The following is a 13586-nucleotide window of genomic DNA, read 5'->3' as shown; positions in this document are numbered from 1 at the left end:
GTCCTTAACCTCCGTCTTGGAGCCGCGCCCATCGCGGCCCGTCACGGCGGTCCGTTGCCGGGGAATTCAGGAGGACGGCGCACTCCCTGGCCGCAACGAAGTGGAGGGCGGCGAAGCCGCTGCGCCGGCCTCCGGCCCTGGCAGGACCGACAGCCGGGACGGCCGTGGGCGCGGCCTGCTCTCCTTGTCCTTTCCTTCCCATTGCTCTTTTCGTGCATCGCAGTCCCGGCGTTCGCGAGTTCGCTCGCCGCACGGCGGTGCCGACGGTGACATGACAAAGGGCCGGACCCATGCGGGACCGGCCCTGAGATGAAGGGATGGAAAGAGGGCGAAGCCGAAGCCTCGCCCGATGCGACTCAGCCAAGAGCTTCCATCTGGAGCGCGGCCGCCTTGCGATCGACGGCATTGCCCGGATTCTCGATCGGACGCTCGAAAGGCTTCCAGTGCTCGCCAACGACCTGCTCGTAGGCTGCGATCGCGCCTTCGGCTGCCATGCGGAGTGCGTGCGACTGAAGCGCCATGTCGGCGGCGAATTCGCGTTTGCGCTGCGCGGCTCCGTCGAAGCCGACCGGGCCATCGAGATCCTCGTCGCGAGCGTCGTTGGCGGCCTTCGCCGTAGCGTCACGGGCTTCCGTCACCGCGCGGCTGTAGAACTGGCCCGCGCCGTGGGCGGAGCCGACATAGGCGCCGACGATGCGCTGCAGATGGATCTGCATCGCGCGCTCGCCGAGGCCTTCGCTGAGGCTCGCGGCCGTCTCGACGATCAGGCGCTCATGGAGATCGCGGATGCCGTCGCTATCGAGGACGGCAAGGCCGAAGCTCTCGGAGATGCGGATGGCCTGGGTAGCGTCGGGGCAGGCGAGCCGGACCATTTCGAGGGTGGTGCCCTTGCGGAGCTGGACGACCTTGGCGGACTGGCGGGGAGCGCGAGCGGTCTTGGTCATGAAAACATCCTTTCCTTCGGTTTCTCCCTGAAGGCTTGGGCCGGCTCCTGCCGGTCCTCCCTTCGGGGTGCGATCGAAAAAAACCGGCGGCAAGACGGGCGCTTCAGGGTCCGGGGCATCCGGATCGAGCGGAGCGGGTTTGCGGACGAGCAGGGCTTTCAGCCCTCGCGCGGGACGCGGACCCGCTTTGCCGAGATCGGGGGTCCCGGCCGCAACGCGGCGCGATAGCGGCCTTGAAGCGCCCGGCCGCCGGTTTACGAGCGCGACAACCCGAGGGGAGATCCGGCGGACCGGAACGATGACGAGAAAACCCGACGGCAAGGATGGCCATGACCGATCGCGAACTCACGCATCGCTCCAGATATCGCGATCGGCAGCGATAGATATCGGACAAGTCGAATGCACCGAGGCTGTCGGCGTTCCAGCAGGTCGAGATGAAGTTAGCGACGCCGCACCACTGGCCGGTATCGATGATGGCGATACGGAGTCGCTCGAATGCCGCGCGCGTTGTCATCCATGGTGCCGCTCCCCATGGCTGCGCGACCGCACGGCAAGGCCGGGCCGATTGCACGGGTCGCGAGGATCGAGCCGATTGCATGGAAGCCCGTTGCGAGCACAGTACGCCGCGATGGCCGCATCCTGCCGGGCGAGCTTGCGGGACAATGCGTCGATCTCCGACTGACGTTCGGCCGTGATTGCCGCAAGATGCGAGCGATACCGCTCGAGGAAGGCAGTCGGATCCGGCGCCCTGCCACGCCGATAACTGGCGCGTTTTGGCTTCAGCTGCGGGATCAGCGCTGTCATCCGCCGCGTGATCTGGCGGTCGATCACGTCGAGCTGGCGCTGAATCTGCCGCCGCGCCTCCTGCATGCGATGAAGGAGCGCCAGACAATCCGAGGATGGGCTCATGTGACCCTCCCGGTCTGCCAACCGACGAAGTCTGATGGGCCGGCATAGACTTGATGCCGGTTTGGGTCGATCACGAAACCAAAGCGCCCGACCTCATATTCGGCGGATGGAACAAGGAGGCGTCGCTCCTCCGTTCCAGCTCCGCGCCTGCCGGCGGGCGTTGCAACGCATTCCACGAAGCCTTCGCAGCGACTTGAGGTGATCGCCGAGGTAACGATCCAGTCATTGGCATGTGTCAGCGCGAAACTACGACGATCCTTCTCGTAGGACTCGCCCGGTGTGAGCACAGTGCCGAAGATCGTCTCCCAGGCGTCCGGCCATGAATTCTTGATCGTGCGTTCGGCGCAGCGGCGCTCGAACGCGGTGAAGAGATGCGGAAAGGTGATCGCGACGATCGCCCATTCCGCATCTTCCTCATACCAGCCGCCCTTCGATCGCAGTCTGGGATGGACCTTGCGGTTTCGCTCGGCCGAGAGCTTGAAGCCGCCATGTCCAGCGGTCGAGTGCTGCTCGATGCCTTCCGCATAGAGGGTCGCGCCCTGCGAGGCGCCCCAGGGCATATGGGCACGCGAATCCACCTCGACGCGGCCGAGCATTTTGCGCTCGCGTTGATGCTCGGCGTTTTCGAGTACGGCGGCGCGGAATGCCGCCTCGTCGGCGAGCTCGCCGGAATGGCCGTAGAAATCGTTGCGCGTCCATTTGCCCATTGGTCGAGGAATGCGCCAGGCTGTGACGAGATAATGCCGGCCATCGCGGCCGGGCGCCATCGCGAACGCTGTCTCGCCGACAAGTGCGACGAAAAGGCCGTCAGCGCCGCGGCCGAAAGCGACTTCGGGAAATTCAGGCACGGTTTGGTGCTGGCGGGCGGGAGATGACGCATTCAGCCTGCCGTCCAGTCCCTCGGTGACATTTGCGGACATCGTGTCCTCCGTGTTTGCGGGTGTGGAAACAGAACCGCCGCCGGCCTGGCCGGCGGCGGCAGATCGTTCGGAGCAACAAGGCGGCGGGCTGTTATTCAGCCGCCTCCCTGAACGCCTCGGCGTCATCCTCGGCCGGGTCATCGGCGATATCAGCGGTTTCCTCATCCACCTCATCGGCATCATCCGAGACGGTCGTGCTCGACGAGAGCCATTGCAAAAGCTTCGTCGTATCAGGTGCGAAGAGCGCGGCCGGGTGGACGAAGCGTCCCTCCTTGAAGTGCTCGACGAGCGCGGCGCGGGTGTCCTTGGCGCGCTGGCGCGGAAGGACCGGCGTGTCCCTGCACGACGCCTCGAGCGCAGGGCGCGACAGGGACGAGAGAAAGTCCTCAGTACCCATGTTGGGCAGGAACTCGTCCGAGCCTATCATCGCGCCGGCGATACGGGCGACGATGCCGCTGTTGGTTGCATTCTCGCGGCACGAGAACACATCGCCCAGCATGGCGCGGGCTGCGACGCGCAGCGTATCCCTGTCGAAGGCGAGTTTGCCGTCGCCGTCGAACAGCACCGCCGTGTGCTTCGCCAGGCGGCTATGGCCGTTATGGAAACCGCCTCTTCCTGTCGTGACGGAGACGTTCTGACCAGCGAAGGCAAGGATCAGCAGCGCCATGAGCGTGTCGTCCTCTATCGGCGCGCGGTCGAGCGCTTCGCGCAGCGCGTCGGTCCGGTAGTCGCCGATCATCTCGACGCCCTTGCGCGTCACATCGGGACGAGGCTTCGAGCCCACACCGACATCGTCCGGAGCGCTGACCGTGTCCGGCGCAGCCTTGCCTTTCGGCTTCTTCGCATCTAGAGCGGTTTCCAGTTGATGTGAATCAGAGCGTCACAGGGGATTCCCTTGGACTTGCAAATCAGATTCGGTGTCACCTGCGGCAACATGCGGGGTCATACGATGGCGAAGGGATACTCCAATGACCTCAGGGTGCGTGCGGTTGAGCTTATCGAGTCCGGCGAAAGCGCCCGCGAGGCGGCGCGCATTCTCAACCTCGGCGCTTCGACGACGATCCGATGGATGGATCGCTGGAGGAAGACCGGAAATGTCGAGGCCAAGCCCGGCGCCGGGCACAGCCGCTCGCCGTTGGAGCAGCACAAGCAGTGGCTGACCGAGTTGATCGCCACGGAGCCGGACCTGACGCTCGAGGAGATCCGTGTGCGTCTGCGCTCCCAGAGAAGGCAAAAGGCCGGCATCGGTTCGATTTGGCGCTTCTTCGACCGTCACGGCATCACCTTCAAAAAAAACATTGCACGCCGCCGAGCAGGATCGGCCTGACGTTGCTGCCGAGCGCGCTGCGCTGAAAGCTGAGCAGCCCAAGCTGCGTACGCCGCGCCTCGTCTTTATCGATGAGACCGCGGTCACGACGAAGATGGTCCGGCACTATGGGCGTTCTCCTCGCGGTAAGCGCCTCGTCTCTGACGTACCCCACGGTCACTGGAAGGCACTGACGCTTGTTGCCGCGCTGCGCATCGACGGCCTCACGGCGCCCTATGTCATCGACGGTGCGATGGATGGGCCGTCGTTCCTGGCTTATGTCGAGCAGGTTCTGGCGCCGACCTTGCGCAAGGGCGACATCGTCTTCATGGACAACTTGCGCACTCACAAGATCGTCGGCGTCCGCGAGGCGATCGAGGCTCTCGGCGCCCGCGTGCGCTATCTGCCGGCCTACTCGCCCGACCTCAATCCAATCGAACAGGCATTCTCCCGGTTGAAGGCAGCGCTGCGCAAAGGCGCCGCCCGCACGGTCGACACCCTGCTCAAACTCATCGGCAAGCTCGTCAGGTCGTTTGCGCCGCAGATGTGCGCCAATTACTTTAGACATGCCGGATACACCAAATGATCCACATCATGTGGAAAACGCTCTAGCATGCGATAATGCACCGTTTGCACGCGGCCCTCGCGGTCCAGATATAGAGCAGTGCAATCAGACTTCGTCGGTTTGCCGTGGACTCGTTCGGCCTTCGGCGGCAGCTTCACCTCGCCCCAGTTCGTGGTCTCTGCGATGGTGCCCTTCTTCGGCAGGTTGTTCACCATCCACTCATGCTGCGCGCCGAGAAAGGCCTCGACATTCGTGGTGTAGCGGCTGTCCTCGTCGGCCGGGGCAAAGAGGTCCTCGACCCACTGGATTCCGTAAGCCTGGGCGAGATCGTCGCCGAAGCTGGCGTGCCGCGCATACATGCGCGTCTTCTGGAGGCCTTGCGCGACGCTCCACCAGGACACCTGCGGATCCGCCTTGGATGGCTTATGCTTCTTCCAGAGCTCCTTCTGCTCGACGAGCGAGGCGGCGGCGATGGTGCGCAGCTGCTGCTCGTTCGGCATGTCGCCCTTGGCCATGTGGTCGAGCATGGCGGTCAGCACGTTCGCGAGGAGGCGCAGCTTCCTGATCTGGCGCACGGCAAGCGCAAGCGCCACCCCGATCGCCTCCTCGGTCCAGCCGAGCGCCACGAGGCGCTCGATCGAACGCCATTGATCGACAGGATTGAGCGGCTCGAACGCGATGCCCTCGACCATCGAGCGCATGGCGCCATTGTCATTAGCCGCCTCATCGACGAGCACATCGATTTCGTCGAGACCAGCTATAATCGCTTGCTTCACGCGGCGATGGCCCGCGTTGATGACGTAACTGTTGCCGCCTCCGCTTTCCGCAGTGACGACGGGCGGCTGCACGATGCCGACGGCCTTGATCGTGGCCAGCAGCAGCGCGTCGGCCTGCGGCGAGGATTTCGTCTGGCGCGCGCGGTCGGGATTCTCCTTCAGTGCGCGCGGATCGACCTTGATGAGACGCATGGGAATGCTCCTTTTGGGTTGCGGACCGGCTGGGCCGGCCTTTCTCGTCTTCTTTTCCGAAGACATCCCCCGGCCCGCAGAGCGGACGGGCCGGTGCAACTGCGGGCGAGCATCCCTGCCCGGCAGGACGAGCGGGGCCAAAGCCCTGCGCAGGACGACGGGCCGGGATCGCGCAGGCGGCGGTTGAGCTTTTGGCGTCAGCGGCCAGCGCGATCTGCGAGCGGGCTTTTGCTCTTTTCCTCTTCTCATTACCCTGGCCGGCTCTGCAGCGAGCACAAGCGGAGGGAGGGGTGCTGAGGACGTCTAAGCCGCGATCGCCCTCACCTCACCTGTCCCTTCGACGTCCGAGGCGAGCGCCTTCTCGACGTCGACGAGTTGTCGGCGCTTCTCGGCGAGTTCGCCGGCGAAGGCGAAGTCGCCGCTCTCGCGCGACTGATAGGCCGCAAGGCGCCGATGTGCATCGGCGAGACGCTGACGAAAGCGCTCCCGCTCCCCATCGAAATCACCAAGCGTGTGCTCGAGGCGGGAGACCGCGCCAAGCGGCGTCACCGTGACCGGCAGTTCAATCTCGTAATCGGCGGCGCTGCGCATCAGCATGGTGGTGTAGCGATAGCCGTCGCGCCCGAAACGCTCGGCCGCATATTCCAGGTCGAATCCGCCGACCGAGGCGATGACGGTCTCGCCGTCCTGCTGAAGCTGCACGAGGTTGAGGATTTCCTTCATCAGCGCGCGGCCGGTCTCCTTGCGTTCGGTATAGGCCCTGCCATTCACGCTCATCGCAAAGGCCTCGCCGGTCGTCGGCACAAGGCGTTCGATGTCCTGTCCGATCTCGGCGATACGCCGGGTCGAGAACTCGATGTCGCGCTCGGCGTCGCGGATCTGGCGGCGCACGGCATGCTGATCATCGACATGGGCAGCGCGCAAACGCTCCAACCGTGCGATGTCGGCCTTTAAGCCCGCTTTCTGCATCAGGCGTGGATCGCCCGACGCGATTGCCTTGGCCATGGCGAACTGGTTCGCCTGCCCCTCGCCCAGGTCTTCGAGCTGCCGGATCGAGGTGTCGCCCGAGAGCGCGGCCGTGATGAAGCGGGCCTTGCGCTCGTTATTTTGCCACATCGTGGCATCGAGCGAGCCCTCGGTCGCATAGGCGAAGATATCGACCTCGTCGTGCTGGTTGCCCTGGCGCACGATGCGGCCCTCGCGCTGCTCGATCTGCGACGGAAGCCAAGGCACGTCGAGATGATGCAGCGCCTTGAGCGCAACTGGGCATTGACGCCGGTGCCCATCGTGTCGGATGAGCCGATCAGGAAGCGCACCTTACCGGCACGCACATCGCCGAACAGGCGCTGCTTGGCCTCGAACTTCCTGTAATCCTGCATGAAGGCGATTTCCGATGCCGGCACGCCCATGCTGATGAGCTCGTCGCGAATCCAGCGATAGGCCGAGAAAGCCTCTGGTTTTCTCGACGCTGATCGTGCCGAGATCGGAAAAGATCATCTGCGCGGCGCCGGGCAGCTCGAACGGCTTGCCGTCTGGGCGCAGATAGGTGTTTTCCGCAGTCTCCTTCCAGATTCGGTAGGCGTTCGCTATGAGATTGTTGAGCTTGTTGTCGGGCTCGTTGTCATCGGAGGCATCGACGAGACGCAGGTCGATCGCCGCGTGACGACCGTCGGTGATGACCGAGAGCAGGATGTCGTCGCCAGGCTCGGGCGGGCGATCGCGCATCTCGATCACCTTGATGCGCTCGCCGAGCAGCACCTGGTAGCGCCTGAAGGCCGCGGTCGGCCGGGAGGTCAGGATCTGGCGCCTGCCGGTCGCAATCGCCGGCACCTTCACATGTTGACGCAGATCCTCCGGCATCACGACGTCGGCGAAGGAGCGGAACATGGCAATCAGCTCCGGCACATTGACGAAGGTGGCGAAGCGGGTGACCGGCTTGTATTTGCCGGAGGGCTGCAGCTCGAGCACGGTCGAGACGTCGCCGAAGGTTGAGGCCCAGGCGTCGAACTCGTGCAGGCCGCGCTGCGCGAGCGCATCGTACCCGAGATAGCGTTGCACCGTGAACATCTCGCCGAGCGTGTTGGTGATCGGCGTGCCGGAGGCGAGCACGAGGGCCTTGGTTTCGATGAAGCGCGACTTCACATAGAGGTCCCAGGCGCGCTGCGAGCCGTTCGGATCGACACCCTTCAAGGTGCTCATATTGGTCGCGAAGGTGAGCTTGCGAAACTCCTGCGCCTCGTCGACGATGATCTGGTCGACGCCGATCTCGGAGATGGTCAGAAGGTCGTCCTTGCGGGTCGACAGCGATTCCAGCCGCTCCTTCAGGCCCTCCTTGAGCCGTTCGAGCCGCTTGCGCGAAACCCGGTCGTCGGTTTCGACCTTGGTCAGCAAGGTTTCGTAAAGCTCCAGTTCGTCCTGGATCATCTGCTGCTCGAACGCCGAGGGTACGGCGATGAAACGGAACGCGGAATGCGTGATGATGATCGCGTCCCAGGGTGCCGTCGCCGCACGCGACAGGAAACGCTGCCGCTTATCCTTGGTAAAATTGGTCTCGTCGGCGACGAGAATGCGCGCCGACGGGTAAAGGGCCAGGAACTCGCGCGCCGCCTGCGCCAGGCAATGGCCGGGCACGACCAGCATGGCCTTGGCAATCAGGCCGAGCCGGTGCTGCTCCATGATCGCGGCCGCCATGGTCATGGTCTTGCCGGCGCCAACGGCGTGGGCGAGGTAAGTCGAGCCCGCTGAGACGATCCGCCAGATGCCGCGCTTCTTGCGGGCCTTTACCGCGACGGACTGGCCGTCGAGAACCTGCATCAGGCCGTGGGCCTTGTCGAAGAAGAAGCTGCCCTCACGCACATGCCGATCGGATGGCAGGTCGACGGGAGCCGGAGCAGTTGCGTCCTCCAGATCGGGATCGATCATGTCGGGTTCGCCGTCGTAAATCGCTTCCGGAAGGAGGGCGATGACGGCCGAGAGTGCGGCGTCGAGGTCCTCGCCATCGCGAGGACGGCATGTGTAGGTCTCGCCGAAGGGACCGGGGGCGAGGTCGTGCGTGCCGAGCACAAACGCTGGATGATCCGCGAACCAGCGGTTCACGCGGATGGCGCCTTCATCTCCTGTCGTGGGTCGCACCTCGTCGACGTCGAGCCAGGACCGATCGCCTTCGGGATCGCCGATCTTGCGCTTGCGGAAGAACAGGATGTCGACGACGACATCGGCGCCGGCGCTGGCGCGGAAGCTGCCCTCGGGTAGCCGGATGGCGGCGACGAGGTCAGCGGTCCTGGCGAGATGCACGCGCGCTGTACCGTCCGCCTTGTCCATCGTGCCCGAACTGGTCACGAAGGCCGCCAGCGCGCCCGGCTTCAGCAACTCGATCGCCCGCGCGATGAAATAGTCATGCAGGCGAAGGCCGAGCGAGCGGTAGGCGCGATCCGAGCGCACCGTGCGATCGGAAAAGGGCGGATTGCCGATGGCGAGATCGAAGCTCGCCGGCAGCGCCGTGCGCGCGAAGTCGCCGGCGACGATCCGCGCCCGCGGCTGCAACAGGCGCACGATGCGCGCCGTGACGGGATCGAGCTCGATCCCGGTGACATGCGAGATATCACGAAGCCCTGCCGGCATCAGCGCCGGAAACAGTCCCGTGCCGATGCCGGGGTCGAGCACGCGGCCACCGCGCCAGCCCAGACGCTGCAGGCCTGCCCAGATGGCCCGGACGATGAACTCCGGCGTAAAGTGCGCGTACTGGGTACAGCGCGCGAGCGAGGCATGGTCGAGATCGCCGATCGCCTCCTCAAGATCAGATCCGATCGCCTCCCACCCCTTGCGAAACTCGGCCTCGCCCGGGCGCCGGAATACCGAGTTGGCGAGCTCGGACGCGCCGAATCCGATGAAGCGGATCAGCTGCTCCTGCTCCGCAGTCGTAGCCGCCCGCTCGTCGGCCTCGATGGCGGCGGCAAGCCGGATCGCAGCGATATCGTCGCGCGCGCGATCTTTCCAGCCCTTCGCCAGGGCGCGATAGTCGGCGAGATGGAAGTTCGCGCCGCGCTCACGATGCGCGGGCGATGTCGCGCGCGCGACCGCCGCGAACGGCATGGCCGGAGCGGGGGTCGCCGGATCGGGATCGTCATCATCGCCCGGCTCGACGGTAAGGCCGCCGGCGAAAGCGGTGACGCCGAGGCCAAGGCCGGACGACAGCGCCGTACTGCCGAAGAGGTCGAGGGTGAAGGGATCGTCTTGCGCCATGAGAATTTCTCCTTGTGATGAGGGCGCGTGCCGTCGCCCCGCCGAGCTGCCTCGGCGGGTGCTGATGGTCACGGTGGATTGCGGGATGGGAGGCGCTAGCGCACGATGATCGACAGCGCGATGTCTGCCTCGCTCAGCTGCATGCGCAGATGCGTGAATCGAAAATCACGATTGATGAGAGGGATGAGCCGCTCAGCCTCGATGAACTCGATGCCGTCATCGCCGCCGAAATGGCGGCGCTTGTAGTCGAACCAGTCCGGATTGCCGACCGGATGGCATTCCTCGGAATAGACCACAAGCGAGCGACCGCCATCGCTGAGCTTGCCGTTCGACATGATGTAGACGCCGTTGTCACCGACAAGCCAGAGGCCGGGCTTCTCGCCCTCACCAGGCTTGAGGCCGTAATAGGGATTGCGGAACCCGCCGTTGGCGGCGGCGTCGGATTTTCCGCGCTCGATGACCGTGCGGACGGATGGAATCGGGAATGTGAACATCACCATCTCCCTCACGCAGCGATCGCGTCAGGCAGGTAGCGCAGATGCACCGGCAGCTTCGCCGCGATCTCCGCGTCGGTCAGCTGGCCGAGGAGCTTCAGCACCGTGCCGCGCTGGCCGCCATAGACCAGCACCGTGCGCTCGCCGCGCAGATGCTCGGCCCAGCGTTCTCCGGCGTAGCCGCGATAATCATCATGCGCGCTCGACCAGATGTGCTCGAGCCGCTCTTCGCGCGTCATTGCCTTCGCCGGCCGCGATTCGCGTTCGATGATCGCGGCGCGCATCCGATCGGGCGAGCCCTTGTCGCGAAGATCGCAATAGCCGTGGAAGGTGCGTGGTTGGCCGTCGATCCTCAGCGCAAAGAACACGCCGGTGATGCTGCCGGTGAGGAATTCGCGGAGCGCGAACATCTCAGCCTTCATCCAGAGCGGCGGCAGGATCTCGAACATATGGTCGTGGTCGGCCTGGCCGATCTCGAACCATTCGCCGCGATAAAGAGCGCTGTCGTCGTCCTCGGAGCGGCTTGGCCGCTGCGCGTGGCGATCGAACATGCGGAACATCTGCCGGCGGTCGGCGATGCCTTGATAGACCTTGCGGATCGGAGAGAGGGTCATGAGCGGGCTCCTTTCAGCCTCGTCGGGCCGGAAGCGCGGCTCATCCTTCCGATTCCGCCATCGTCTTCAGCCCTTCCTGACCCCTCCTCCGCGGCCGCCTCTCCGATCGGCCGGGTCAAGGGCCGCGGCACGCGGGCGAAGCTTCACCCTTGACGCGGACGGCGGGCATGCGGCAGCCGGGTTTTCTTTCTCCTCCTCTTCCTTCTTCGTCTTGCTGCTCGGATGCAGCTGTTCGTTCCAATCCTCCGGCGCGGGCCGCAGCCGCTCGTACGCGCACCCCACCTCCCGCGCGGTGACAGCGAGCCGATCGGCATAGACCTCTCCTTGCCGGTTGTTATCGGTCGCGGCGACGAGCCGCGTGAGCGGCCGCGCGCTCAGCGCGCGAATGGCGGCGACCGTGACCGGCGCCCAGCCGCCGCCGGTGCTCAGATAAAGAGTATCCGGCCGCTGGTCTTCGATCGCCGCCAGGCTCATGGCGTCGATCGCGGCCTCGGTGATGCAGAGCCGGGTCGCGTTCGCCGGTCCGAATCGGAACAGCACCTTATCGCCGCCGCTGGCGAAGCCGCGCCATTGCGGACCGCGCTCCTCCCAGCCTGTGACCACACCGTCATTGTCGAGATGCGCCGCCCACATGCTGCCGTAAGGGCCTTCGCGCAACCGGTCATGCCGGATTGCTGCGCGGATGATAGCTTCGGGGATGCCACGCTCCTCGCACAGATAACGCCAAGTGAGAGAACCTCGCCACGGCTTGCGCCGCACGCGCCAACGATCCGCAGCGGCAATATCAGGATCGTGCGCGCGGGATTCTCGGGACCAGATGGGCTCCGTCGGCACAAAGCCGACCAGCTCGGAGACTCGCTGCAGCACCTCTGGAAACGCGATGCCGTCGAGATGCTCCACCAGCGAGAAGACGTCGCCTCTGGCGTCGGACAGCGCGTCGAACCAGCCCCTCCCCTGATGGATCACGATGATGATGTCGCCGCCGCGGCGATATTTGACGGCCTTGCGCGTGCTCTCCTTCAGATCGATCGCAAATCCGGCCTTCTCGAGCACGGCAGCGCAGGCCACGCGATTCTTCAGCTCTTCGATATCCTTCTTTTCCATCTCCGCTTCCCGGCGCATTGCCGCGCCAGACCTTTCTCGCTTGAGATTCCTTCTCCCGCACCTTGCGGGACCACTTGCCCCTGCCGCGAAGAGCGAAGGGGGCAAGGGCGCGGCTGGCAATTGATGAATTATGCGGGGCACCCGGTGTCATCGCGTCGGCCAGCCGCGGCGGCAGCTTCCCTTGCCGCCGCCCGCTCGCAAGCGGCACAAGTGGAAAAGCCGGCTCAATGAGCCGGGCCGAACTCGTGCGGATCGTATTCGTGCACCACGGTCAGATCGGCATCGTCGAGTACGTCGCTTGGTAGCACGCCATATGCGCCATCGACCTTGAAGAGCGTGACCGGGACCATCAGGGTGCGGGCGAGCTCGAAGGCGTTGGACTGGGCGAGGGAAAGATCGTGCGACATTTGAGGGCTCCATCTTGAGCGAGGCCGATCCCCGCTCGATGGCGTCCGTCAGTGTCCTCAACCGGCCGCGATCACCGCGTAGCCGAAGGCGCAGCGGCGGCATGCTCGCATAGCCGACCCCTTGATGAGGTGGAACGGCCCGCTCCAACAGCATCAGAGTGCTAAGATCGTGGCCGTTGTTGTAAACGCCACAAGGAGGGACCGTTCCGTGAAAGATGTTACTACTATTGGGCTGGATTTGGCTAAGCAGGTTTTTCAGGTTCATGGTGCCGACGCTGAAGGCGCGCCGCAGTTCAATCGAAAGCTGCGGCGCGCGGATGTCTTGCGCTTTTTCGCAGAATTGCCACCGTGTTTGGTCGGAATGGAAGCATGCGCCAGCGCGCATTATTGGGCGCGCGAGATCGCGGCTTTGGGTCATGACGTCAAACTGCTGCCACCTCAATACGTGAAGCCATTCGTCAAGCGCGGGAAGACTGATGCTGCCGGCGCAGAAGCGATCAGCGAGACTGTAACGCGAAAGACTATGCGCTTCGTCCCAGTCAAGACGGCTGAGCAGCAGGCAGCCGCGATGGTTCTGAAGACGCGCGCCTTGCTCGTGCGCCAGAGAACGCAAGCGATAAATGCTCTGCGTGCGCATATGGGAGAATTGGGTATCATCGCTCCGGTCGGAATATCCAACGTCAAAGGACTGGGCGAGATCATTCGGGATGAAAGCGATGCACGTCTGCCGCCAGCTGCGCGCTTTGCCTTGGCCGAGATGATTATACAGATCGAATTGCTGGCCGAGCAGATCGACAAGCTCGAGCGTGAAATCGTCGTCCGGGCCAGGCAAGATGCTGATATGCGCCGCCTTGCCACTATCCCGGGCGTCGGAGCCATCATCGCCATGGCCGTGAAGGCTTTTGTTCCCGATCCCGGTGGCTTCAAGTCAGGTCGCCACTTCGCAGCCTGGGTCGGCCTGCGCAGTTGATTGGCGCCCTTCTGCGCGATCTTTTCTCGGTCGCGGATTCATCGCGTCGCGTCGGCCGATAGACGGTCCCGGCTGCGGATCAAGGTCGCATTGAGGGGAAATGCGCCGACGGCCGACGCGATCTCGCCGTATCTGCTTTAACA

The 13586-nt window shown here is 64.6% G+C and carries 8 protein-coding genes and 4 pseudogenes; 2 read left to right on the top strand and 10 right to left on the bottom strand.

Translation table 11 applies throughout. From position 1 onward, the window contains the following. Positions 1-356: 356 nt before the first annotated feature. The 4 genes and pseudogenes from ACVJGD_RS01025 to ACVJGD_RS01010 form a co-directional block, all read right to left on the bottom strand. Complete coding sequence (locus ACVJGD_RS01025) at positions 357-944, bottom strand: hypothetical protein (RefSeq protein WP_456632639.1); 588 nt, start codon at positions 942-944, stop codon at positions 357-359. A gap of 510 nt (positions 945-1454) precedes the next feature. Continuing rightward, positions 1455-1853, bottom strand: a complete 399-nt coding sequence (locus tag ACVJGD_RS01020; protein WP_456632638.1) for a hypothetical protein — start codon at positions 1851-1853, stop codon at positions 1455-1457. Next, the gene (locus tag ACVJGD_RS01015) at positions 1850-2773 is read right to left on the bottom strand and encodes a DUF7007 domain-containing protein (RefSeq protein ID WP_456632637.1); all 924 of its coding nucleotides are present in this window, start codon (positions 2771-2773) and stop codon (positions 1850-1852) included. Before ACVJGD_RS01015 ends, ACVJGD_RS01020 begins: the two co-directional genes overlap by 4 nt. A 91-nt stretch (positions 2774-2864) precedes the next feature. Beyond that, positions 2865-3617, bottom strand: a pseudogene (locus ACVJGD_RS01010) (plasmid partitioning protein); the annotation flags it as partial. Positions 3618-3722: 105 nt separating this feature from the next. Between ACVJGD_RS01010 and ACVJGD_RS01005 the strand changes: the two are divergent. Then, a protein-coding gene (locus ACVJGD_RS01005; RefSeq protein ID WP_456632516.1) for an IS630 family transposase occupies positions 3723-4665 on the top strand; the annotation gives its coding sequence in 2 pieces (ribosomal slippage) (positions 3723-4061 and positions 4063-4665; 942 coding nt in all). Between the two features lie 26 nt (positions 4666-4691). Here ACVJGD_RS01005 and ACVJGD_RS01000 read toward each other — a convergent pair. From ACVJGD_RS01000 to ACVJGD_RS00975, 6 genes and pseudogenes are all read right to left on the bottom strand, one after another. Continuing rightward, positions 4692-5612, bottom strand: a pseudogene (locus ACVJGD_RS01000) (ParB N-terminal domain-containing protein); the annotation flags it as partial. Between the two features lie 303 nt (positions 5613-5915). Continuing rightward, positions 5916-9854 (bottom strand): annotated as a pseudogene (locus ACVJGD_RS00995) (DEAD/DEAH box helicase family protein). 95 nt (positions 9855-9949) lie between these two features. After that, the gene (locus ACVJGD_RS00990; RefSeq protein ID WP_456632636.1) at positions 9950-10348 is read right to left on the bottom strand and encodes a DUF3085 domain-containing protein; all 399 of its coding nucleotides are present in this window, start codon (positions 10346-10348) and stop codon (positions 9950-9952) included. A gap of 11 nt (positions 10349-10359) precedes the next feature. Further along, positions 10360-10962 (bottom strand): DUF1419 domain-containing protein, encoded by a 603-nt coding sequence (locus ACVJGD_RS00985; RefSeq protein ID WP_456632635.1) that lies wholly within the window; start codon positions 10960-10962, stop codon positions 10360-10362. 66 nt (positions 10963-11028) lie between these two features. After that, positions 11029-12066: a DUF3991 and toprim domain-containing protein gene (locus tag ACVJGD_RS00980; RefSeq protein WP_456632634.1), complete on the bottom strand. Its 1038-nt coding sequence runs from the start codon at positions 12064-12066 to the stop codon at positions 11029-11031. Between the two features lie 224 nt (positions 12067-12290). Next, positions 12291-12473 (bottom strand): hypothetical protein, encoded by a 183-nt coding sequence (locus tag ACVJGD_RS00975; protein ID WP_456632633.1) that lies wholly within the window; start codon positions 12471-12473, stop codon positions 12291-12293. Between the two features lie 208 nt (positions 12474-12681). On the opposite strand from ACVJGD_RS00975, the pseudogene ACVJGD_RS00970 reads away from it, so the two are divergent. Then, positions 12682-13434: pseudogene (locus ACVJGD_RS00970) on the top strand (IS110 family RNA-guided transposase); the annotation flags it as partial. Positions 13435-13586: the final 152 nt, after the last annotated feature.

The organism is Bradyrhizobium sp. USDA 10063 (genome assembly GCF_054063735.1).
This window is presented reverse-complemented; position numbering and strand designations above follow the sequence as displayed.

Coding starts and splice junctions, on each gene's coding strand:
- ACVJGD_RS00985 (WP_456632635.1), bottom strand. CDS start 10,962: ATGACCCTCTCTCCGATCCGCAAGGTCTATCAAGGCATCGCCGACCGC.
- ACVJGD_RS00990 (WP_456632636.1), bottom strand. CDS start 10,348: ATGTTCACATTCCCGATTCCATCCGTCCGCACGGTCATCGAGCGCGGA.
- ACVJGD_RS01020 (WP_456632638.1), bottom strand. CDS start 1,853: ATGAGCCCATCCTCGGATTGTCTGGCGCTCCTTCATCGCATGCAGGAG.
- ACVJGD_RS00980 (WP_456632634.1), bottom strand. CDS start 12,066: ATGGAAAAGAAGGATATCGAAGAGCTGAAGAATCGCGTGGCCTGCGCT.
- ACVJGD_RS00975 (WP_456632633.1), bottom strand. CDS start 12,473: ATGTCGCACGATCTTTCCCTCGCCCAGTCCAACGCCTTCGAGCTCGCC.
- ACVJGD_RS01025 (WP_456632639.1), bottom strand. CDS start 944: ATGACCAAGACCGCTCGCGCTCCCCGCCAGTCCGCCAAGGTCGTCCAG.
- ACVJGD_RS01015 (WP_456632637.1), bottom strand. CDS start 2,773: ATGTCCGCAAATGTCACCGAGGGACTGGACGGCAGGCTGAATGCGTCA.